Here is a 21,200-nt window from a genome sequence, read left to right as displayed (position 1 = left end):
GGCATGCGGCACCGGATCCTGGTCGTCGAGGACGATCACGCCCTGCGTGACGTCCTGTTGCGCGGACTGCGGGACGAGGATTTCGACACCGTGCCCGCGCAGGACGGCGCGACCGCGCTGCGGCTGGCCGGGGACGACGTCGACGCGGCCGTGCTCGACGTCGGGCTGCCCGACGCGGACGGACGCGACGTGTGCCAGGCGCTCCGGGCGGGTGGCTTCCTCTCCCCCGTCATCTTCCTGACGGCCCATCATCACCTCACGGACCGGCTGGCGGGCTTCTCGGCCGGGGGCGACGACTATCTGCCCAAACCGTTCCATCTCACGGAACTGGCCGCCCGGCTGCGGGCGGCCCTCAAGCGCACCGGCTCCGTCCCGACCGCGACGACCGGTGATCTGGTCCTGGATCCGGTCGGGCACAGCCTGACCGTGCAGGGCACCCGGGTCGGCCTGACTCCCACCGAGTTCCGGCTGCTGGCGGCGCTCATGGCGGCGTCCGGGGACATCGTGCGCAGACGGGAGCTGATCAGGGCGGGCTGGCCCGAGGGCGCCCAGGTCAGTGACAACACGCTCGACCAGTATCTGACCCGGCTGCGCCGCAAGCTCCGGGACAGCGGCAGCGAGCTGACCGTCACCACCGCGCGCGGTATCGGGCACCGCCTGTCATGAGGGCGTTCGTCTCCCGGTCGTGGCCGCGCACCCTGCGGGGCCGGCTCTCCCTGGTCGCGCTGACCACCGCCACGCTGCTGATGGTGATCCTCACCGTCACGTTCAACACCGTCGTCCAGCGCCACCTTCAGCACCAGGCGGACGACGAACTGCGTACGCGGGGCGCCGCCGTCGCCGCGACCATCGATGCCAGCGGTCCCAAGGTGCGTGTGCTGGAGACACCGGGCGAGGAACTCCTCGACACGAATGTATGGATCTACGCGGGCGACCGGCTCCTCGAAAAGCCCCCGTCCGCCACCGCCACCGGCCCGCTGACCCGCGCCGCCGACCGACTGGCCGCGCGCGCGGGCCGGCACTGCGTCACCGCCCACGCCCACGGCGCGGTCCGGCTGTGCTCGCGGCCGGTGCCCGGCGACCAGAGCGCCGCGACCGTCGTCACCGCGCTGGACCTGTCCCCCTACCGCAGCTCGGCCGACGCCCTGCTCCTCGCGTCGCTCGCGCTCGACGCCGTGATGCTGGCCTGTACGTACGCGCTGACACGTCTGGCGGTGGGGCGCGCGCTGCGTCCCGTGCGCACCATGACCGAGCACGCCACCCAGTGGAGCGCCATAGCCTCCGAGGAACGCTTCGGGAGCGTGGCCCGGCCCACCGAACTCGCCCAGCTGGGCGGGTCGCTGGACGCGCTCCTGGACCGCATCCGCGCGCTGCTGCGGCATGAGCAGCAGCTCACCCGGGAGCTGTCGCACGAGCTGCGCAATCCGCTCGCCCGGATCATCGCCGAGCTCGACTGGTGGCAGGCCCGGCCCCGTTCCGCCGCCGACACCCGGACCACGCACGAGGCCATCGCCGACGCCGCCCAGTCCATGCGCACGATCTGCGACACGCTGCTGGACGACGCCCGCGACAGCGCGGCCTCCGCCCCGGGCACGACCGACGTGCTGCCTGTGCTGAGACGGCTCGCGGACCGCGCGGCGAAGACGGAGGAGGCGGAGGAGGTGAAGGTCGTCGTCACCGGGCGGGCCACCGCACTGTCGGCCGGGGTGCCGGACGCCCTCCTGGAGCGCATCGTCAGCCCCCTGCTCGACAACGCGCTGCGGCACGCGCACAGCCGGGTGGAGATCCGGGCCGGCGCCCGCCCGGGCGGCGTACGCGTCGAGGTCATGGACGACGGTCCCGGCGTACCCGCGTCGTTCGCGGCGGAGCTCTTCCAGCCGGGGCGCCGCGCCGATCCCGGGGACGGACACGGCGGAGCGGGCCTCGGGCTGCCGCTCGCGCGACGCCTGGCCCGCTCCGCCGGCGGCGAGGTGCACCACGACGAGCGGCACACCTCGGGCGCGACGTTCGTGGTCAGCCTTCCCGCGGGGTGAGCCGGTCGGCGTCCGTGACGTCCCGGCGGGTGACCGAGAGGTACACGACCAGGCCGAGGATGACCGCGAGGAACAGCACGCTGGTGACCACGGTGCCGAAGCCCAGGCCGCCGTCGCCGGTCGGCTGCGACAGGTAGTCGCCGACGGAGGCGCCCAGCGGCCGGGTGAGGATGTACGCGATCCAGAAGCTGAGTACGGCGTTCAGGCCGAGCGCGAAGTGCGCGACGGCGACCGCGGCGATGGCGAGGCCGAACAGAACGGCGGAGACCCAGTAGCCGAGAGCCATCTTCTCGGCGACGAGGTCACCGGCCGCGGTGCCCAGCGCGAAGGTGAACAGCACCGCCAGCCAGTAGTAGGCCTCGCGGGAGGTCGTGTCGATGCTGTGGATCGACAGGGTCCGCTCGCGGCGGTACCAGACGAAGAAGACCACGGCGAGGGCGACGGCGAACACGGCGGTGCTGGTCTCCAGCGGCACGCCCAGGTTGTCGGTGAGGTTGTCGCTGATCAGCGTGCCGACGACGCTGATCAGGGCCACCGCGAGCCAGTAGACGCCGGCCTTGTAGGCCTTCGTACGGAACTGGACCACGAGGACCACCACCAGAAGCGCGCTCATCAGCAGCGACACGCCGGTCAGGCCCATGTTCAGCTTCTCGTTCAGAAGGTCCGCCGCAGTCTCGCCGACCGTCGTGCAGAGCACCTTGATGATCCAGAAGAACGCGGTGACCTCGGGAACCTTGTTCCAGCGCAGGCGGTGGCCGGGGGCGGCCTCGGTGCGGAGATACGCCCCGGACGTCTCAGAAGTCTCAGTCATGAGGCCGACCCTGGCAGCCGGAGTCTGAACACATCCTGACTGCGTGACCGCGTGCGGGATCACTCCTGGCATACGGCCGGGCACGGTGACCGCTTCGAACTCACCTGATCCGTACGGTGCTTCACAGCACCCGGCGGCGCACCAGCACTCCCAGCGCCAGCAGCCCAGGGAGCAGCGGCAGCCACACGGTCAGCAGCCGGTAGCCGAGGACCGCGGACGCCGCCGCGCTGCCCGGTGCTCCGGCGAGGGTGAGGGCCAGGGCGAGTGCGGCGTCCAGGGAGCCGAAGCCGCCGGGGGTGGGCAGCAGCACGGCGGCACTGCTCGCGGCGAGGTAGGCCAGTGCCACCTGGGCCGGGGGCAGCGGCAGGTCGATGGCCTGGGTGACGGCGATGACCACGGCGGCGTGCAGCGAGGCGAAGGCGAGGGAGCCGCCCCACAACGCGGCCGCCCGCGCGGGAACTTCGTGCACGGCCCTGACGTCCGCCAGCACGGCCCGCAGCGCGCGCCGCAGCGGCCCGGCCACAAGGACCACGACGGTGGCGGCCACCGCGACCGTCACCACCCATACCGTCGCGGAGACGTGCGGGAGGCGGAGCGCGCCGGGACAGGCCAGCGCGAGCGCGGCGATCAGACAGCCTCGCACCACGGTCCCGGCGGTGGCCTTGACCGCGAGCGCGGTCGCCGACCGGGTGACGGGCAGCCCGCACCGGGTCAGAAAGCGCAGGTTGACGGCGCCCGCCCCGATACCGGCGGGCAGCACGTGGTTGGCGGCGGAAGCCGCGAACTGCACCGCCACCAGGCGCCCGGTGGGCAACGGCCGGGCCACCGCGCCCTGCTGGGCGAGCGCCGAACACGCCCAGGTCGCCACGGTGGCGGCGGTCGCGACCAGCAGCCAGCCGCGGTCGGCGCCGGCGAGCCGGCCCGCTCCGGTCTCGATCACCGGCCAGTGACGCCGGGCGGCATACGCCGCGCACACCACCACGACGAGCGTGACTCCGGCGTGCCAGGAGAGCCGTCGGCCGACGGACACCGGGCCTCTGGTGGACGCCGGACCGGTGCCGGCTGTCGAAGGGGCGCTGGGCGGGAGGCTCATACCGTTCCGCCTCCGGCCCCTGGGGCGACGTAGACACGCAGGTCACCGGCGCGGTGCGGGGCCCAGTCGCGGGCGTACGCGGGCGGGCGTCCTGCCGGGGTGGTGAGCACGGCGACCGGTTCGCGCTGTCCGGCCCGCACGATGGCCGACGGGGTGGTGTTGGCGTTGTGGCCGCTGGTCGCGGCGGAGGAGCAGCCGGCGTAGAAGGCGATCGGGACGGCCTGATGGCCGGTCAGCAGACAGGGCGCCCGTACGCCGAACCGGTGCAGCTCGGCCGCCGTGCTCGCCCAGCCCCGGTGGGTGACGGTGGTGCGCTGCACGGTGGCTTGCAGCACCGCGAACTGCACCGCCAGATGTCCGGCGAGGCCGAGCGCCACCAGGGTCACGGCCACCGGGCGCCAGGCCCGGCCCGGGGCGGTGACCAGGTGGACGAGGGCGTCGGCGACCGGGATGGCGAGGAGGGCGTAGACCGGGAGCAGGAAGCGCGGGGCGGCGTATCCGATCATGAACAGATAGGGGACGCCCGCCGTCGTGGCGCAGGCCAGAAGCAGCAGGGTGCCCGCCGTGCGCCGGGCTTTGACGGCGATCACTAGTCCGAGGACGGCGAGCAGCGGCAGGACGAACCACCACGCCATCACCACCGGGTTCGGCATCGCCCCGGTGCAGGGGCGGCACAGCGCGCGTCCGCCCAGGCTGCGCATCTGGTCGCCGACGGCGATGTTCCAGCCGAGCCCGCCCTGGATGCGGGAGCCGTCGGCGAGCCGTTGGCCGAGGCCGCCGTAGCCGGCGTACGCCTCGACGATCCACTCGCCCGCTCCGGCCACCAGACCCGCGACGAGTGCGAGAAGCAGTCGTGGCCGGCGCCATCGGCGGACGGCCACGACGAGGACGAGGAGGGGCAGGGTCGCCCAGATCGCGTCGGTGGGCCGCATCCACGCCATCAGGGCGGTGCTCAGGCCCGCTCCCCACAGTGCCGCCCGGTCGAAGCGGTCCGCCTGGGCGCGCAGGAAGCAGCCGACGCCGGCCAGGGCGCCGATCGCGACCCAGTAGTTGGGCATGGCCTGCGGGCCGTAGAACAGGGTCACCCACAGCGTCGCGAACAGGGCGCCCGCCGACGCCAGGACGCGGATCGGGAACAGCCCCCGCCAGACGCGCAGCGCCAGGAACAGTCCGAGTCCGGACAGCAGGGCGAGGTAGACCCGCAGCAGCGTGGTGGACGACGACCAGGAGGCGATCGGCGCGACGAGCAGCGGGACGCCGCGGGCGCGCGGTGCGCTGAAGAACGCGGCGGGGGCGTGCGGGCTGATCTGGCTGACGTACACGGTCTCGTCCCAGCCGAGGCCCATTCCGGGGCGTACGAGGACGAGTTGGGCCAGGGTGAAGGCGGCCGCGACCAGGACCAGCCAGTGCTCGCCGCCGGGGCGTCTCGACCCACGGGCAGCCGGGGGCGGGCCGTGGCGCCTGGCGCCGACGAGCGGGACGTTCAAGGTCTTGACCATCGTCCACCCTTCAGCCCTACAAGATGTAGGGTTTCCCTCACCCTACAAGACGTAGGGTGAGGGAGGGAGTCGGGAAAACACCGCCAAATTAGCGCGTACCGCCCACCGGTGCAGGCCGGGAAGGCCATCCGGATGTCCGCATCGGTCCGCGTGCCCCTACGCGCTGTAAGGTGGCGGACATGGCTGGCACAGGCCCCCACAGCAGAGCGGAACGGCGCAGCGCGGGCGAGTTGGAGAGCGAAGTCCTCGCCACCCTGTGGGCCACCGACGACGCGCTGACGCCCGCCGAGATCCAGGCCGAGATCGGCGGTGGTCTCGCCTACAACACCGTGCACACCATCCTCAAGCGCCTGTACGACAAGGGGCTGGTCCTGCGTGACGTGGACGGACGGCGCGGCGCGTACCGGCCCGCCAAGAACGCGGCCGAGCTGACCGCCGAGGCCATGCACGAGGCACTCGACCGCGGACCCGACCCGATCGCGGCCCTCCAGCAGTTCGTCACCGGGCTGAGCCCCCAGGAGGAAGAGGCCCTGCGCGACCTCCTCGGGGGGAACGGGCCATGAGGATCGACGTCTACGTCCCGATCGTCCTGTCGCTGCTGCTCCCCGCCGTCGCGCCGCAGGTGGGCAGGCGCGTGTCGCCCGCACTGGCGGCCCGCGTCCTCACCGTCGCGGCCGTACTGACCGCGGCCGCCTCCACCTGGGCGCTGCTCCTGCTCTCCGCCACGCTGATCAACCGGGCCCCCTCGGTGGCCGCGGAGGCCAGCGAGGAAGGCCGCGCACTGCCCGAGCCCGTCCCGGAGACCATCGCCGTCGTGGCGGTCGCCGCCCTCGGCGTGATCGCCTTCCGGCTCTGCCATGCCGTACGAGCGCAACTCGCGACCCGCCGGGTCCTGCTCCGGCTGTGCGAAGGGCACCCGCCGGACAGCGAACTCATCGTCGCCGCCTCCTCGACGCCGCACGCCTTCGCGATCCCCGGGACGCCGGGCCGGATCCTGGTCACGGCCGCGATGCTCGGCGCGCTGGAGCCCGCGGAGCGGCGCGTCCTGCTGGCCCACGAGCGCGCTCATCTCACCCACCGCCACTCGGCTCTGTCCACCGCCGTCGCCCTGGCGGCCGTGGCCAACCCGCTGCTCGTGCCGGTGCGCACCACCGTCACGTTCCTGCTGGAGCGCTGGGCCGACGAGGTGGCCGCGGGCAGCGTCGGCGACCGCCGTACCACCGCGCGCGCCCTCGCCCGCGCCGCCCTCATCTCCCAGCGCGCCCGCACGGGCTGCGCCCTGCACTTCTCCGAACATGCCGTCACCCGCCGGATCGCGGCGCTGCAGACGGCTCCGCCGCCCGACCTGTGGCCCATCGGGGCGGCCGTCCTCGCCCTGGGCGCGCTGCCCACGCTCGGCGCGGTCGACGCCACCGGCGACCTGCTGCGACTGCTGGCCGAGACACTGCCCGACTGGTAGTCACCCGTTACGACCGCCGCTCCTTGACATGGGCGTAGCCCATGAGGCCGATGAGGATCGCGAAGAGCACGGCCGAGGAGCCCGCCGTGCCGAGGTCGAGACCACCCTTGGCGACGGGCTTGGTCAGGAAGTCACCCGCCGTGGCGCCGAGGGGGCGGGTGAGCACGAAGGCGAACCAGAACAGCAGGACATTCGGCACGACCGGCACGCGCGTCAGCGCCAGGAGCACCGCGAGTACGCCGCCCACCAGCAGCGCACCGCCCGCGTAGCCGAGTCCGGAACTGTCGGACAGGAAGTCGCCCATGGAGGTGCCGAGCGTGTTCGACACGAGGATCGCCGCCCAGAAGAGGGCCTCGCCCCGGAAGGTCACGATGTCGCGGATGACGAACGTCTGCCCGGTCATCCGCCAGACGGTGAAGATGACGATCAGCAGCGAGATCAGGATGGCGGCACCCGCGGGGTACCCGAGCCCGAGGCCCTGCGGCCCCCAGCCGAGCGAAGTGGCGCCGCCCGAGAGGTACTTGGCGCTGGCGTCACGGTTCATGAAGTCGGACATCGTGGTGCCGGCCATGCTGGTCGACAGGATCACGGTCCAGTAGAAGAACGGGTTGTACCGGCGTGACCTGAGCTGCACGACCAGCGTGATCACGAAGATCAGGAACAGCAGGATGGTGGTGAGGAAGTAGCCCAGCTTGAGGGTCTGGGCGAAGAGGTCGCCCGCCGTCTCGCCGAGTGTCGTCGCGGCGATCTTCATGACCCAGAAGGCCAGGGTCACCTCCGGCAGCTTCTTCATCACGTACGTGCCGGGATCGGCGACACTCGGACCGGTGACACTGGGATCGGTGAAGAGTTCCGACTTGTCCAATGTTCAATTCTCCTGTGGGGGGTGGCTCAGCGGTGCACAGCACATGCCTCGACGGCATGATGATCAACCTGGCAGTCACATCCTGAACGCATCCTGAACACACGGGCATACCAACCCATATGGGCGATAGACGACCGGTCGTACACTTGCCCCATGGGACGGACCAGCGACGCCAGGGAGAAGATCCTCAGCGCCGCGCAATCGCTCATCGAGCTGCGCGGCTACTCGGCCTTGGGCGTGGCCGAGATCTGCAAGACGGCAGGCGTACCCAAGGGCAGCTTCTACTACTTCTTCGCCTCCAAGGAAGCTCTCGCCCTGGCCGTGATCGACGAGCACTGGGCCGGCCAGCAGCGCACTTGGACACGCATCCTGAACAGCGGCGAGGAACCACTGCAACGGCTGCGCCTGCTGTTCGAGGAGACAGAGGCAGGCCAGCGCGCCGGCCAGCAGGGCTGCGGCACCGTCTCGGGCTGCCTGTTCGGGAACCTCACCCTGGAGTTGAGCAACCACACCGAGGCCATCCGTGCTCGGCTACAGGAGATCTTCGACGCGCAGGTCGAGTTGGTCGACTCGGTCATCGCCGAGGCCCTTGAGCGCAAGGAGATCACCGCGACCGACACCCGGGAGGCCGCACGGGCGGTGGTCGCCCAGCTGGAGGGCCAGGTGTTGTTCGCCAAGCTCTACAACAGCACCCATCGGCTCGGCCCCCTGTGGGCGAACTGCCTGGCCCTGCTCGGCGCGCGCGCACCGCGGGAGGCCGTGGCCGGCGTCTGACGGCTCCGGGTCGCGCCATGACCGCGCGGGCACGGGACGATCACCATCACCCGGTGGCCCGCCGCTGCGGGCGAAGGCATCGCGTCGACATGGCTGCGCCTCACTGGCCTCGCCAGATGTTGTCGAAGGCCGCATCTTCGACGCTTCGCCGTTGCCGTACGCCTTCCAGTTCCGTCACGGCGTGGTGGACGGCGGCCAGTACGGTCACGACCGCGTCGTCGGCGAGGTTCGCGGGCTCTTCCGTCGGCTCGGTCGGCTCGGTCGGCTCGGTCGGCTCGGTCGGCTCATGGTGGATGCCCACGGCGGCCGCGAAGCCTGCGAGGACGGGGTCGCCCGACGTCCAGCGGTCGGCGGCGTGGCGACGGGCCGGCGAGTCGACCAGAGCCGTGGGACCGGTCCGGACGGGAATCCAGCGGCGGCGTCGCCGGGTGACGTTTCCTTCCGCGTGCAGGACGGCGCGGTAGGCCGCCGAAAGGCCGCGGCCCCGCCGCCACAGCCAGTCTTCGACGGACTCGTACGGCGCCTGCCGGGTGAACGACGACACGGCCTCGCCCAACAGGGGGTCACTCATGGTCCAGTGCGGGCCGGGCACGATGCGGTCGCCGTCCAGGGTGATGGCCTGGGCGTCGAGGAGGTCGACCAGTTCGGCTCCCGCGAGGGCCAGCGACAGGTCGCCCGGATCGACAGGACGGCTGGACTCGACATCCATGGTGACGATCAACAGGTCCTGCGGTGTGGTCATGACGGGCTCCACGTCTGAGGCGTCGGTGGCGGGTCGGGGGCATCGGCGGCACGTCTCTCCGGGGACCGGAACCGCGAACGGCCGGCCGACCGCGGCTCGGCTCCGTCAGGCACCGCGCCCGTCCGCGTCCGGGACGGTTTCCGCCGGCGCGGACTGTCGTACGGGGGCGGCGTCTCGTACTACCACCATGTCGCGCGGGAAGCCGATACGCAGCACGGCGGCGGCCGTGGCTGCCGCGAGGACCACGACGGCGGCCAGGACCGGGGCCTGCTGGTATCCGCGGTGGAGCAGTGGCGTGACAGCCAGGGGGCCAAAGATCTGGCCGACGGACTATCCGGCGGTCAGGAGCCCGATGGAACGGGGGAACCGCAGGTGCGCCCCCGCTGCGAGGGCGGGAAACGGAAAGGCGTGCCGTCACTGCGTGGCGTCGCTTCGGCCCGGGTCGTTGGGGTGGGACTCCAGTGCGGTGACGGTGAGAGTCATCCACGGGCGCAGCGGGAGCGTGCCGAGCACCTTCTCGTGGAGCTCGTCCTCGTCGGCGGCCCGCCAGATGCCGATGCTGCGCAGCTCACCGACCGGGCGCCACAGCCGCGCCAGGTTGCCGGTGCCCGCCAGTTCCCCGGCACGGACGGCTTCTGCGGCGCGCCGCCGGTCGACCTCGTCCTGGCTGGTGCCCTCGGGGACGGTGGTGGTGATCTCGACCAGGAACTCTCGCATGGTCCCGCTCCGCTCGACGGGGCGTCCGGCGGGGACCGGAGCGCCGCTGGTGGTGATCGTTGACGGTGCCCTGTGTTGTCGGCGGTGGCCTGTGGTGTCCGAGAGGCGGTCAGCCGCCGCGGTCGGGCCGTCGGACTTCCCTGTCCTCATCGTCCGCCCGCACCAGGTGTGCCGCCATGACCGGCTTCCTCCTTGCTGGGAGGCGCGGCCTCGCACCGACGTAGCATGACGGGCGTGGAGCTGCGCCAACTGCGGTACTTCGTCGCGGTCGCCGAGGAACTGAACTTCGGCCGGGCCGCGGAGCGCCTGCTCATCGCGGGCCCCTCCCTGTCCCAGCAGATCAAGGCGCTTGAACGCGACTTCGGCGTACGGCTGTTCGACCGCGACCGCCGTTCGGTCTCCCTCACCCCGGCCGGTGCGGCCCTGCTCCCGCACACCCGCGCCCTGCTCGAACGGGCAGACGATCTCCAGCGGCGTGCCGGTCGGCTGTCCGGATCGGAACCGGTACGACTCGGCTACGTCAACTGGCTCCCGCCGGACCTGACCGCGCGCACCGCCGCGGTGGCCCAACTCCACATCGACGCCTGGATCGCCCCCTCGCACACGCAGGCCGCCCGAGTCGCCGCCGGCGGCCTGGACCTCGCGGTGTGCTGGGTACGGACCGAGGACCTGGAGCGAAGCGGCCTGCACGCCCGGCTCATCGGCGCCGACCGGCTCTACGCCGTTGCCACCGGCGACGACACGAGCGACGTGCCCGCCCGGGACACCGTCGTCCTCCTCGACGACGACACCACTTCCTGGTCGTCCTGGAACGTCTACGGGGAGCAGCTGGCCCGGGACACCGGAGCCCGCGCGGTACGCATCTCGGACGGCGGCATCACCGGACCCGCGTTCTTCGACCACGTCCGCCGCAGCGGCCGCCCGGTCGTCAACTCCCCCAAGGGCCAGACCACTCCCCTGCCGCACGACCTGGTCCAACGCCCGGTCGTCGCACCGGAGATCTACTGGACCTGGTCCCTGGTCTGGCGCGAGGGCGAGGACCGCCCCGCCGTGCTCGCCGTGATCGACGCCCTCTGCGACGGCGTGGGCGACCTCGGGATCCACGCCCCGGACGCCTGGCTGCCCGAGGGCGATCCGCACCGGTCCCGCTGACCTGCGCTGGAAGGCCACGCCTCACAGCAGGGAGGAAAGCGGTCCTGGGCTGGGCCCTTCCGACCTTTGACTTCGTCTCGCCGGGCGACCTACTTTCCACTTAGTCGACCGGTCGGCTAGTAATCGAGGAGCCGGTCGGGAGGCTCCGGCTCCCACTCCCTCTCGTTCATCTCGTTCATCTCGGAGAAGATCATCATGAGCTCTCAGGACCAGAAGGTCGCCGTCATCACCGGCGCCTCGCAGGGCATCGGCGCCGGCCTCGTCGACGCCTACCGCAAGCTCGGCCACGCCGTCGTCGCCATCTCGCGCACGATCGAACCCTCCGACGACGCGGGCATCCTGACCGTCCAGGGTGACATCGCCGACCCCGCCACCGCCGAACGCGCCGTCGCCGCCGGCATCGAGCGATTCGGCCGTATCGACACCCTGGTCAACAACGCGGGCGTCTTCGTCGCCAAGCCCTTCACCGATTACACCCAGGACGACTACGCCGCCGTGACCGGTGTGAACCTCGCCGGCTTCTTCCGCATCACCCAGCTGGCCATCGAGCACATGCTCGCCCACGGTGACGGCCATATCGTCAACGTCACCACCAGCCTGGTCGACAACGCCAACTCCAACGTCCCCTCCGTGCTTGCCTCGTTGACCAAGGGCGGACTGCAGTCCGCCACCAAGTCCCTCGCCATCGAGTACGCCACGCGCGGCATCCGCAGCAACGCCGTCTCACCCGGCACCATCAAGACGCCCATGCACCCCGAGGAGACCCATGAGGCTCTCGCCGCCCTGCATCCGGTCGGCCGGATGGGCGAGCCGAGCGACATCGTCGACGCGGTGATCTACCTGGAGAACGCCCCGTTCGTCACCGGCGAGATCCTCCACGTCGACGGTGGCATGAGCGCCGGCCACTGAAGACACACGCCGAGAGGAGAACCCCGATGAACAGAACGACAGACAGTGAGGCGATCCTGCGTGACGTCCTCGACCGGTGGAAGGCCGCCGTCGACGGGCACGAACCGCAGCGGGTCGCCGACCAGTTCACCGAAGACGCGATCTTCCAAGGACTGCACCCCTACAGCGTCGGAAGGCCGGGCATCGCCGCCTACTACGACTCCCAGCCCCTCGGAACGACGGCCACGTATCGGATTCTCGAAACCAGGCGCCCCGCCGACGACCTCGTACTGGGCTATCTGGACGTCGACTTCGCCTTCACCGACCGGCCCACCCTCGGCGTCAACCTCGGCGTACTGGTGACACGCCTGGAGGACGGCTGGTACATCAGCCACTACCAGGTCTCGAAGCTCGGCTAGCGGGACATGCGGTCCCCACCGTCGTGGAAGGGTTCACCCACGTCTCAGGGGCAGGAGTACCTGAAGCTGCCTTCCGCCTCGATCGGAGCGCTTCCGCTGTCCGAGCCGCTCCGGTGCAGGACCTGGAGGCGGGCGGTCCCCTGGAAGCTGCCGGAGCCGCGGACGGTCCAGCGCAGGTGAACGGTGAGGCTCCGGTCGCCACGGCGGGCCGTGTGGATCAGCTCACCGGAGTCATGACCGTCGCTGCGCAGCCAGCGGTAGGTCACCGGACCTCGGCGACCGTCGGTGGTCAGGACGCCCATGACGTCGGCGGTCTGGCCGCAGTGCAACTGCCGGGTGGGCGCTTGGACTTCGGCGGCCGTGACCGTCGGTCCGGCGGTCGGGCGCAGCAGCAACAGCCAGACCACGACGGCGAGGGCTGTCAGGACCACGGTCGCCCCGAACCAGGCGCGTCGCCGTCGTCGCTCACGGGCCGGTGCCGGGGCAGCGGCCCGCCACAGGGCGCGGAGGGTCTCCTGCTCGTCGGCCGGGACGCCGGGGCCGAAGCGCAGCAGGATGCCGTCGTCCCCGTCTCCTTCCGTGGCTGGTGCGCGAAACGCGTCGGGGGTGCGGTTTCGCTTGCCCAGGACGGTGGCCTGCTCGTCCGGAGCGGCGGGGCGTGGGACGCGGTCGGCCCGCCCCGGCACCGTGAGCTGTGTGTCCGGCACAGCGGGGAATCCGGCATGGTCGTCCCGCCCCGGGACCACGGTCTCGGGGTCCGGGGCAGTGGGTGCTTCGCCGGCCGTATCCCCCACGGCAGGCGGCGCGTCCCGCGTCACCGGCGGAGTGAGGTCCGCGGACGCGGCGGCTGCCGCCGCGCGGAGCGCGGTGCGCAGCAGGAAGTCCGCGGGGAGGACCTCGCGCCCGGCGACGAGGACCGCGCGGGCGGCGACGAGGCCGTCGGACACGGCGGTGGCGGCACAGCGGGCGAACAGGTCCGCCTCCGGAGTACCCGCCGCCGCCCAGGCGTCACCCAGTGTCCGGGCGACGGCGGCCCAGGCAGCGATGTCGGCGCGCTGGGCGGATGCCGAGGGCATGTCGTCGCCCAGCGCGATGCCCAGCGCCGACTCGGCGAGCAGGGCGGTGCCGTCCGGGGCGAGCACGACGTTGTCCACGGTGAGCGATCCGTGGGCCAGTCGGGTCGCGTGCAGGGCGAGCAGCGTCTGGGCGGTCTCGTTGAGGACGCTCGCCACGCTGCCCGCGTCCGGTCGGGGGCCTTCGGCGGCCAGAAGGTCGGCGAGCGTGGGAACCGGCGGCCGCGCGGTGATCAGCCACACCTCCCCGGCCTCCGCCACGAGGTCGACCGTGGCCGGCACACCGGGCAGCCGGAGCCTGCCCACGGCGAGCACCGCGCTCGCCAGCCGCTCGCGTGCTCCCTGCGGCGTCAGCAGCGCGCGGTCGATCCGCAACGCGCCGAGCGGCGGTGCGTCGGCGGACTCCGGGCACAGGGCGTACCAGGTGCCCCAGCGGGTGTCACGTGACCAGTCGGAAAGAGGACGCCCGGCGACCACGGCGGCTGTCGTCATGTCGATCCGCTCTCCTCGATGTGTCGATGTGTCGATCTGCTCTCCTCGATGTACGGCACCGGCGCCTCGACGTCGTCGCCGTTCAGCACGGCGGCGCGTCCACGGAAGCCGTCTGTGTCCCGTCCGCGGCCTGGGGACTGCTCGTGAGGGCGACGATCCACGTGCCCCTGCACGGGTGGTTCGAGAAGTCGGCCTCGAAGCTCACCGCGTACTGCGTGCTGCCCGACAGCGTCCGGGTCTGGGAACCGTAGGGATCGGCTGGCGTGTTGACATAGAAGTCCGCCGTCAGCGTCAGGGGTCCGGTACCGGTCGTTCCGACGGTGACGTCGGCGATCAGCGTGCCGGGGTTCTGTCCGCGGCTCCAGGAGCCGATGGTGACCGTGACCGTGCCCGGGGTCGGCGGGGCCGAGGTTCCGGTCGTCGGGGACGACGATGCGACGGGCGGTGTGACGCTCGTCGACGGGGTGGCCGGTGTTTCCCCCGGCGACAGGCCCACCGAAGGGGTACCGGACGGTGATCCGTCGGCCGCGGACGGGGTCGTCCCGGGCGAGCCGGACGGAGCGGCGGAGGGGGAGGAGAGAGAGGACGGGGTCGTACCGGAGGATCCCGTCGGTGTGGAACTGGCCGCGGTCGTCGTCGTGTCGTGCGGGCCGGCTGTCGCGGCGGTCACCGCGCCGGCGACCACCGCCAGCGCGGCGGCCCCGGCAGCCGCCTTCCAGCCGCCGCGCTTCAGCCGGCCCAGTACGGTCAGCGCGCGCGAGGCTTCGTAGACGGCCGGTGTGATGGCGAACGGGAACAACAGGGCTGCCAGGGCGGCAAGTTCAGCGAGCCGACGGCGTCCGCGCTCCTCCCAGCCGACGCCGTACCCCTCGGTGGCGGCCCGTTCGAGATCGGCGAGGAACGCCTCGATTCCGGGCCGGTCCGCCGGGTCCTTGGCCATGCCCCTGCGCAGCAGGGCACGGACCGGATCGGGTACGTCGTCCAGCGCCACGGGTGCCCTCAGGTGCTGCAGGCGCAGCGCCGTCACATCGTCACCGGCGAACGGCCGCCGACCGGTCAGGCATTCGAAGAACACCGCCGCCGCGGCGTACACGTCGCCCGCCGGTGCCGCGGGCTCACCACGCCACTGCTCGGGCGCCATATAGGCGGGCGTGCCCGCGGCCTCCGTCTCACGGCCGGCCCGTACGGCGATCCCGAAGTCGGCGAGCGCACTCGAACCGTCGGCACGCACCAGCACGTTCTCCGGCTTGTAGTCGCGGTGGACCACTCCCGCCGTATGGGCCGCACCGAGCCCCAGCAGCGAACCCTTGAGCAGGACCAGGGCGGCCTCCGGACCGGTCGCCCCCCGCGCGCGCAGCAGTTCACGGAGGCTGACTCCGTTCACCGCCTCCATCACGATCGCGGCACCCTGCCGTGCCTCGACGTACTCGTACAGCCGTACGACACACGGGTGCCGCAGATCGCCCAGCAGCCGCGCCTCGGCCCGGAAGCGGGCCAGGAACTCCTGGTCGTCACGGAGACGGTCACTCAGGTACTTGACGGCGACGGGTACGCCGGTCGCCGCGTGCCGGGCCAGTACGACGCGGCCGCCGGCGCCCTCGCCGAGCGTCCGCACTGCGAGGTAGCCGGGCACGGCCCACTCGCCGGCGCCGTCCGCACCTGCCGTCATGCCGCCCCCTCCACGGCCGCGCCGGCCGGCACGGACGCCGGACGGCCGCCGGCCTCGCGCCGCCGCTTCACCAGGCGTATCAGCCATCGCACCGGTGCGGCCCACACCGGGAAGGCCACCAGGGCGACCACGACCGCCTCGATCAGGGCGTCCCAGGGCGCGGACACCCGTCCGTCCAGCAGGTCCCCCATCCGGGAACGCCAGGCGAGCAGGGCGAGGACCAGGAAGCCGTACGTACCGGCGACGACCGCGAGACCGTAGGCGGCCATTCCCGTCTGGCGCGGTCCGGGCCGGCGGCCCGCCCGCAGGTCCTGCCAGAGCCCCCTGCGGAAGTAGGCGCTCGCCTCCTCGCGCAACCGTGGCACCCGCAGCGCGTCGGTCAGCGCCTGGTAACCGTCCAGCGGCATCAGGGGATTGAAGTTGTAGAGCGTGTTCAGGTACAGCCCGAAAGCCAGGTGGAACAGCACGGCCGAGGCCGGACCGGCCGGGAGGCAGGCGGCGCCCACCGCGCACCAGCCGGCCAGCGCCGCTGTCGAGACCGGTCCCGACAGCGCCACCACGACACGCGACCAGCGGGAGCCGAACCACATGTCGCTCGTGTCCACGAACGCGAAGGGCATCCCCATCATGAGCAGGAACCCGCCGCGCCGGACCTTGCGGCCGTACGACTTCACGGCCAGCGCGTGCGTCAGCTCATGCAGCATCAGGGCCGAGACGTACCCCGCGGCCAGCGTCACCGGGCCCCAGACGCCGGCTCCGCCGAAGTCCAGCAGGTGCTGGCGTCGTTGCGCCGTGAAGAACGCGACGAGACCGCCGACGACCGACAGCCAGACGAGCGTCACCCCGGTCCTGGTGAAGAACCGCCAGCCGAACGCGCTGTACAGGCGGGCCACGGCGCCGTCGAGGCCCGGTACGGACACCTCAAGTTTCAGCAAGGCCCGGTAGAGCGCACGCCCTGCCCGCCGCCAGCCCTTGGTCTGCTCCTCCCCGGGACGGCCGGGCAGGCCTCGCAGCAGTCCCGCGTCCGCGAACGCCGCCAGCGCGGCCTCGATCCGCGGCAGCGCGAGCTCACCGAAGCGGTCCGCGTAGGCGAACAGCAGATCCCGTACGGTGTTCTCGCCGTCGACGGCGTTCCAGAGGAACACCTCGCGCTCGTCCAGCCGCAGATATACGCCTGTCCGCGTGTTGTTCAGCACCCAGCCGGGTTCACCGCGGTCCGTGGGTACTTGCTTGAGCGCCCACCCCGAGCGGCGGCGGGGTCGCGCGGTGAGGGGCCCGGTCGCCTCCGGTACCTCCTCCTCGAGGGCGGTGGGCAGTTGGGTCAGCTGGGTGCCGACGACCATGGTGCGTGAGCCGACCCGGGCATCGCGGGGCTGCTCGAACACCAGGCGGACATCACCGACGGACAGGTGGGCGCCGTCGGCGAGGCGCGCCGAGCCTCCGTGCAGGTCGACTCCGCCGACCGCCGTGCCGTTGAACGAATCCAGGTCCTCGATCCGGAAGCCTGCCTCGGTGCGGACGATCCGGGCATGCCGGCGCGACACGCTGCCGTCGGAAAGGACGACGTCGTTGTCCGCGTCCCGGCCCAGCGTCGTCACCGGACCGGTCAGCGGTACGAGCAGTGCGGGATCGTCGACGCCGCGCAGCTGGGGCGCGGCGAACGACGTCGGCGCCGCACCCCGGCGGAGCGTGCCGCAGTGCAGGCAGTACGGGAAGTCGCGCCGTACGTGAACGCGACACACATGGCACAACATTCGGGTCAGCCCGCTCCGGAACCGCTGGTGAACGTGCCGTCGGAGAAGCCACCGCCGGGTGCGGCGGTGCCGGGGCCGGAAGGCGACAGATGCGTACTGATGCCACCCGCGCCAGGGGCGGTCACGCCGCCGCGGATGCTCTCGGAACCGCCGAGGACACCCCCGCGGCCGCCGCCTTCACCACCGCCGGGCTCACCACCGCCACCGGGGCGCCGGCCGGTGTTCTCCTGGCTGCCGCCGCCGTCTCCTTCACCGCCACCGCCGCCGGGCTCGCCACCGCCGCCCGGCCGACGGCCGGTGTTCTCCTGGCTGCCGCCGCCTCCGCCGTCTCCTTCGCCACCGCCACCGCCGCCACCGCCGGAGGGACCGTCGCCGTGTCCGTGGCCGCCGCCCTCCTCGCCGCCACCGCCGTCGCCGCCGCCCTCACCACCACCGCCGGAGGACCCGCCGTCGTGTCCGTGACCGGAGCCCTCGTCACCACCGCCCCCGCCGCCGCCCTCGCCTCCGCCGCCGCCTTCACCGCCGCCACCGCCGCCGCCTTCGCCACCGCCGGGTCGCCGGCCGGTGTTCTCCTGGTCGCCGCCGCCCCCGCTGCCGCCCTCGCCGCCGCCTCCTTCGCCGCCACCGCCTTCGCCGCCGCCCTCACCACCGCCGTCTCCGCCTTCGCCGCGCTCATAGATGCCGCCGTGGCCGAACTCACCGACGTCGCCCCCGCCGTGACCACCGCCGAAGCCGCCCTCGCCCCCGTCGTGCCCCCCGAAGCCGCCGAAGTTCCCCTCCGCCCCGCCGCCCCCACCGTCACCGAAGCCGCCGAAGCCACCTTCAGAGCCACCGCCGAAGCCCCCGAAGCCACCTTCAGAGCCACCGCCGGAACCCCCGAAGCCGCCCAGGCCGCCTTCACTTCCGCCGAACCCGTCCGCGCCCCCGGCGCCGAAGCCGTCTTCACCACCGCTGAAGCCGCCCGCACCTTCGCCGCCGAAGCCCCCGAACTCGCCGAACTCGCCCGCACCGGTGGGGTCGCCCAACAGGGCATCTCCGCTGCCCAGGGCCGTGTTGTCGAGCTGACCACCGATCAGACTGACGGAGTCGGACGCACCGTGGTCAAGCGCGCCGCTCCCGTCCCGATAGTCGCCCGGGTCGGCCTCACCCACGTGCGGCGCCGTGGCGTCGCCGGCCCCGGCATCGTGCGCCCCGTGCTCGACAGGCGCGTGGTCGACGGACGCGTCGTGGTGCGCCAGCGCGTGTGCCGCACTGCCGAAGAAGAGGGACGACTTGGACAGCCTCGCGTCGAGTGTGCCCGGCCCCTCGGCGGTGCCGGATTCGACACGAAGCCGACGGAGCTCGGCGACCTGCTCGGGCGTCAGGCCAAGTCTTCGTGAAATGTCGTCAGTGTCGCCGTCGAGTTGGGCCCTGAAAGCCGGGTCGACAGCAAGGCGGGTCATGGCATCGCGAAAGGCGTCGTCGGTCATGTCCTCATGTCTCCGTCGGTCTGCGCGTGTTGGTGCTGATCCCGGCGGAGCTGGGGACCCCCCTGGTCGGTGGCTGACTGCCATTTCCGGCCATCCCCACCGAACCATGCAGGATGGTTATAGGGGCGACACCCTGACCCGCGCAAGGCCTGGAGTGGCGCACCCTTGCTGGACAAGGCGTTGGCGCGCACCGGCCCTCGCGGCAGGCAGAGGGGGAACTCAGCTGGGCATCACGACAAAAGAGAACGGCAAAGACCGGCCATGTCGAGGTCAGCCGACCTGCGCGGCGAACGCCTCGTACGCCCGCTCGTCGAAGAGGACGAACCTGGCCTCCTCGACCGATGTTTCCGTCGCCCGCACCGTCTCCACGGCGATGCGTGCCGCGTCCTCCATGGGCCACCCGTAGATACCTGCGGAGACAGCCGGGAACGCCACGGTACGGGCGCCGAGCTCGTCGGCGATCCGCAGTGACTCCCGGTAGCAGGAGGCCAGCAGCGCCGAGCGGTCCTCCTCGTGGGAGTAACGCGGGCCGACGGTGTGGATCACCCAGCGCGCGTCCAGCTCGCCCGCGGTGGTGGGGACCGCCTGGCCGGTGCGCAGGCCCTTGCCGTAGTGGGAAGCGCGCAGTTTCCGGCACTCGGCGAGGATGGCGGGGCCGCCACGGCGGTGGATGGCTCCGTCGACTCCGCCGCCGCCGAGCAGCGAGGAGTTCGCCGCGTTGACGATGGCGTCGACGCTCTGCCGGGTGATGTCGCCCTGGACCAGCGTGATCGTGGTCATGGCTGCCTCAGCCTCCTCCAGACGGCCTTCGCCGCGTTGTGCCCCGACATGCCGTGCACGCCGGGCCCCGGCGGGGTGGCCGAGGAGCAGAGGAAGACGGCCGGGTGCGGGGTGCTGTACGGGGACAGGGACAGCTTGGGGCGCAGCAGGAGCTGAAGCCCGGAGGCGGCGCCGCAGGCGATGTCACCGCCCACATAGTTGGCGTTACGGGCGGCCAGCTCGCGCGGCCCCGCGGTCGCGCGGGCCAGTACGCGGTCACGGAAGCCCGGCGCGAAGCGCTCCAGCTGCCGCTCGACGGCGTCCGTGAGGTCCCCGGTCCAGCCGTTCGGAACATGCCCGTACACCCAGAAGACCTGCTTGCCGTCGGGCGCCCGGGAGGGGTCCACGACGCTGGGCTGCACGGTGATCAGGAAGGGCGCGTCGGGCGCCCGGCCCTCGCGGGAGGCCGCCCGCAGCGCGGTGCTGATCTCCGCGCTGCTCGCACCGACCTGCACGGTCCCGGCGGTGCGGGCCTCCTTGGCGGTCCAGGGCACGGGGCCGTCCAGCGCGTAGTCGATCTTGAAGACGCTCGCCCCGTAGCGGTAGCGCTCGTAGTACCGCCCGAAGCCCGCGATCCGGGCCAGTGCGGTGGGTGAGGTGTCGAAGACGTAGGCGCGCGCGGGCGGCAGGTCGTCCAGGCGCTTGACCTCGTAGTCGGTGTGGACGGTGCCGCCGAGATCCTTGAGGTACGCGGTGAGCGCGTCGGAGATGGACTGGGAGCCGCCGCGCGCGACCGGCCAGCCGCCGGCGTGCGCGGCCAGGGCGAAGACCAGGCCGACGGCGCCGGTGGCGATGCCGTCGAGCGGGGCGATGACGTGCGCCACGAGCCCGGCGAACAGGGCCTTGGCTCGCTCGTCGCGGAAGCGTCGCGTCAGCCACGTCGACGGCGGCAGTCCGACGAGGCCGAAGCGGGCGAGGGTGACCGGGTCGCGGGGCAGCGCCGTCAGCGGCAGCGACATGAAATCGTGGGCCAGCGTGTCCCACTTGGGCAGGAAGGGTGCGACCAGCCGACGGTACGCACCGGCGTCGCGTGGGCCGAACGAGGCCGCGGTCTCCGCCACCGACCGCGAGAGCACCGCCGCCGTGCCGTCGGGGAACGGGTGCGCCATGGGCAGCTCGGCGTGCAGCCACTGAAGGCCGTACCGCTCCAGGGGCATCGCCTTGAACGCGGGCGAGTTCACGCCCAGCGGATGCGCCGCCGAGCACGGGTCGTGCCGGAAACCGGGCAGTGTGAGCTCTTCGGTGCGCGCTCCCCCGCCCACGGTGTCCCGCGCCTCGAACACGGCCACGGAGAAGCCCCGGCGGGCCAGCTCCACGGCAGCGGTCAGTCCGTTGGGCCCCGCACCCACCACGACCACATCGAGCATCGACGGCACCTTCGGACTCCTTTGTCAGCCGATGGCCTCTGAAGTTCAGGATATGCCGGAGGACTGACAGCCTTGGCCGCGCGGGCGGTTGAGAACGCGGGGGCC

General features: G+C 72.3%; 20 protein-coding genes and 1 pseudogene. 9 read left to right on the top strand and 12 right to left on the bottom strand.

The genetic code is table 11. The features are described from left to right. Positions 1-3 precede the first annotated feature (3 nt). Both AB5J50_RS41750 and AB5J50_RS41745 read left to right on the top strand, forming a co-directional pair. On the top strand, positions 4-666 hold the full coding sequence (locus AB5J50_RS41750) for a response regulator transcription factor (protein WP_327433221.1): 663 nt from the start codon (positions 4-6) through the stop codon (positions 664-666). Then, positions 663-2,033 carry a sensor histidine kinase gene (locus AB5J50_RS41745; RefSeq protein WP_369263814.1) on the top strand — a complete coding sequence of 457 codons (1,371 nt, stop codon included), beginning with the start codon at positions 663-665 and terminating at the stop codon, positions 2,031-2,033. Before AB5J50_RS41750 ends, AB5J50_RS41745 begins: the two co-directional genes overlap by 4 nt. Here AB5J50_RS41745 and AB5J50_RS41740 read toward each other — a convergent pair. From AB5J50_RS41740 to AB5J50_RS41730, 3 genes are all read right to left on the bottom strand, one after another. Beyond that, positions 2,014-2,844: a hypothetical protein gene (locus tag AB5J50_RS41740; RefSeq protein ID WP_369263813.1), complete on the bottom strand. Its 831-nt coding sequence runs from the start codon at positions 2,842-2,844 to the stop codon at positions 2,014-2,016. The genes AB5J50_RS41745 and AB5J50_RS41740 overlap by 20 nt on opposite strands. Positions 2,845-2,965: 121 nt before the next feature. Next, positions 2,966-3,937 (bottom strand): lysylphosphatidylglycerol synthase domain-containing protein, encoded by a 972-nt coding sequence (locus AB5J50_RS41735; RefSeq protein WP_369263812.1) that lies wholly within the window; start codon positions 3,935-3,937, stop codon positions 2,966-2,968. Then, positions 3,934-5,436: a hypothetical protein gene (locus AB5J50_RS41730; RefSeq protein ID WP_369263811.1), complete on the bottom strand. Its 1,503-nt coding sequence runs from the start codon at positions 5,434-5,436 to the stop codon at positions 3,934-3,936. The genes AB5J50_RS41735 and AB5J50_RS41730 overlap by 4 nt, the downstream gene beginning before the upstream one ends. Positions 5,437-5,615: 179 nt before the next feature. Between AB5J50_RS41730 and AB5J50_RS41725 the strand changes: the two genes are divergently transcribed. Further along, positions 5,616-5,999 (top strand): BlaI/MecI/CopY family transcriptional regulator, encoded by a 384-nt coding sequence (locus tag AB5J50_RS41725; protein WP_369263810.1) that lies wholly within the window; start codon positions 5,616-5,618, stop codon positions 5,997-5,999. Further along, positions 5,996-6,895: a M48 family metalloprotease gene (locus tag AB5J50_RS41720; protein WP_369263809.1), complete on the top strand. Its 900-nt coding sequence runs from the start codon at positions 5,996-5,998 to the stop codon at positions 6,893-6,895. The genes AB5J50_RS41725 and AB5J50_RS41720 overlap by 4 nt, the downstream gene beginning before the upstream one ends. A 7-nt stretch (positions 6,896-6,902) precedes the next feature. Here the strand turns inward: AB5J50_RS41720 and AB5J50_RS41715 are convergent, their stop codons facing one another. Further along, positions 6,903-7,760, bottom strand: coding sequence for a hypothetical protein (locus tag AB5J50_RS41715; RefSeq protein WP_369263808.1), 858 nt, complete (start codon positions 7,758-7,760; stop codon positions 6,903-6,905). A gap of 153 nt (positions 7,761-7,913) precedes the next feature. Between AB5J50_RS41715 and AB5J50_RS41710 the strand changes: the two genes are divergently transcribed. Beyond that, positions 7,914-8,534: a TetR/AcrR family transcriptional regulator gene (locus AB5J50_RS41710; protein ID WP_327433214.1), complete on the top strand. Its 621-nt coding sequence runs from the start codon at positions 7,914-7,916 to the stop codon at positions 8,532-8,534. Positions 8,535-8,634: 100 nt separating this feature from the next. Here the strand turns inward: AB5J50_RS41710 and AB5J50_RS41705 are convergent, their stop codons facing one another. From AB5J50_RS41705 to AB5J50_RS41695, 3 genes and pseudogenes are all read right to left on the bottom strand, one after another. After that, a complete protein-coding gene (locus tag AB5J50_RS41705) occupies positions 8,635-9,276 on the bottom strand; it encodes a GPP34 family phosphoprotein (RefSeq protein WP_369263807.1) in 642 nt (213 codons plus the stop codon). Positions 9,277-9,381: 105 nt separating this feature from the next. Further along, positions 9,382-9,669: pseudogene (locus tag AB5J50_RS41700) on the bottom strand (MFS transporter); the annotation flags it as partial. Between the two features lie 21 nt (positions 9,670-9,690). Continuing rightward, the gene (locus tag AB5J50_RS41695; RefSeq protein ID WP_327433212.1) at positions 9,691-9,993 is read right to left on the bottom strand and encodes a muconolactone Delta-isomerase family protein; all 303 of its coding nucleotides are present in this window, start codon (positions 9,991-9,993) and stop codon (positions 9,691-9,693) included. A gap of 225 nt (positions 9,994-10,218) precedes the next feature. Here AB5J50_RS41695 and AB5J50_RS41690 point away from each other — a divergent pair, with 225 nt between their 5' ends. The 3 genes from AB5J50_RS41690 to AB5J50_RS41680 all read left to right on the top strand — a co-directional run bounded on the left by AB5J50_RS41690 (position 10,219) and on the right by AB5J50_RS41680 (position 12,452). Continuing rightward, on the top strand, positions 10,219-11,145 hold the full coding sequence (locus tag AB5J50_RS41690) for a LysR family transcriptional regulator (RefSeq protein ID WP_369263806.1): 927 nt from the start codon (positions 10,219-10,221) through the stop codon (positions 11,143-11,145). 195 nt (positions 11,146-11,340) lie between these two features. Continuing rightward, the gene (locus AB5J50_RS41685; RefSeq protein ID WP_327433210.1) at positions 11,341-12,054 is read left to right on the top strand and encodes an SDR family oxidoreductase; all 714 of its coding nucleotides are present in this window, start codon (positions 11,341-11,343) and stop codon (positions 12,052-12,054) included. Positions 12,055-12,080: 26 nt separating this feature from the next. Then, positions 12,081-12,452 carry an SgcJ/EcaC family oxidoreductase gene (locus AB5J50_RS41680; protein ID WP_369263805.1) on the top strand — a complete coding sequence of 124 codons (372 nt, stop codon included), beginning with the start codon at positions 12,081-12,083 and terminating at the stop codon, positions 12,450-12,452. Positions 12,453-12,496: 44 nt separating this feature from the next. Here the strand turns inward: AB5J50_RS41680 and AB5J50_RS41675 are convergent, their stop codons facing one another. From AB5J50_RS41675 to AB5J50_RS41665, 3 genes are all read right to left on the bottom strand, one after another. Further along, the gene (locus tag AB5J50_RS41675; RefSeq protein ID WP_369263804.1) at positions 12,497-14,017 is read right to left on the bottom strand and encodes a hypothetical protein; all 1,521 of its coding nucleotides are present in this window, start codon (positions 14,015-14,017) and stop codon (positions 12,497-12,499) included. A gap of 82 nt (positions 14,018-14,099) precedes the next feature. Beyond that, complete coding sequence (locus tag AB5J50_RS41670) at positions 14,100-15,686, bottom strand: serine/threonine-protein kinase (RefSeq protein ID WP_369263803.1); 1,587 nt, start codon at positions 15,684-15,686, stop codon at positions 14,100-14,102. Further along, positions 15,683-17,428: an FHA domain-containing protein gene (locus AB5J50_RS41665; protein WP_369263802.1), complete on the bottom strand. Its 1,746-nt coding sequence runs from the start codon at positions 17,426-17,428 to the stop codon at positions 15,683-15,685. The genes AB5J50_RS41670 and AB5J50_RS41665 overlap by 4 nt, the downstream gene beginning before the upstream one ends. A 101-nt stretch (positions 17,429-17,529) precedes the next feature. Between AB5J50_RS41665 and AB5J50_RS41660 the strand changes: the two genes are divergently transcribed. Then, complete coding sequence (locus AB5J50_RS41660) at positions 17,530-18,819, top strand: hypothetical protein (RefSeq protein ID WP_369263801.1); 1,290 nt, start codon at positions 17,530-17,532, stop codon at positions 18,817-18,819. A 360-nt stretch (positions 18,820-19,179) separates the two neighbouring features. Here the strand turns inward: AB5J50_RS41660 and AB5J50_RS41655 are convergent, their stop codons facing one another. Then, complete coding sequence (locus AB5J50_RS41655; RefSeq protein WP_369263800.1) at positions 19,180-19,689, bottom strand: O-acetyl-ADP-ribose deacetylase; 510 nt, start codon at positions 19,687-19,689, stop codon at positions 19,180-19,182. Beyond that, positions 19,686-21,095 carry a phytoene desaturase family protein gene (locus AB5J50_RS41650; RefSeq protein ID WP_369263799.1) on the bottom strand — a complete coding sequence of 470 codons (1,410 nt, stop codon included), beginning with the start codon at positions 21,093-21,095 and terminating at the stop codon, positions 19,686-19,688. The genes AB5J50_RS41655 and AB5J50_RS41650 overlap by 4 nt, the downstream gene beginning before the upstream one ends. Between the last annotated feature and the right edge of the window lie 105 nt (positions 21,096-21,200).

It is taken from the genome of Streptomyces sp. R35 (assembly GCF_041053035.1).
In the GTDB taxonomy this organism is placed as follows: domain Bacteria; phylum Actinomycetota; class Actinomycetes; order Streptomycetales; family Streptomycetaceae; genus Streptomyces; species Streptomyces lutosisoli.
Note: the sequence above shows the minus strand (reverse complement) of the source record. Positions and strands in the feature narration are given on the sequence as shown.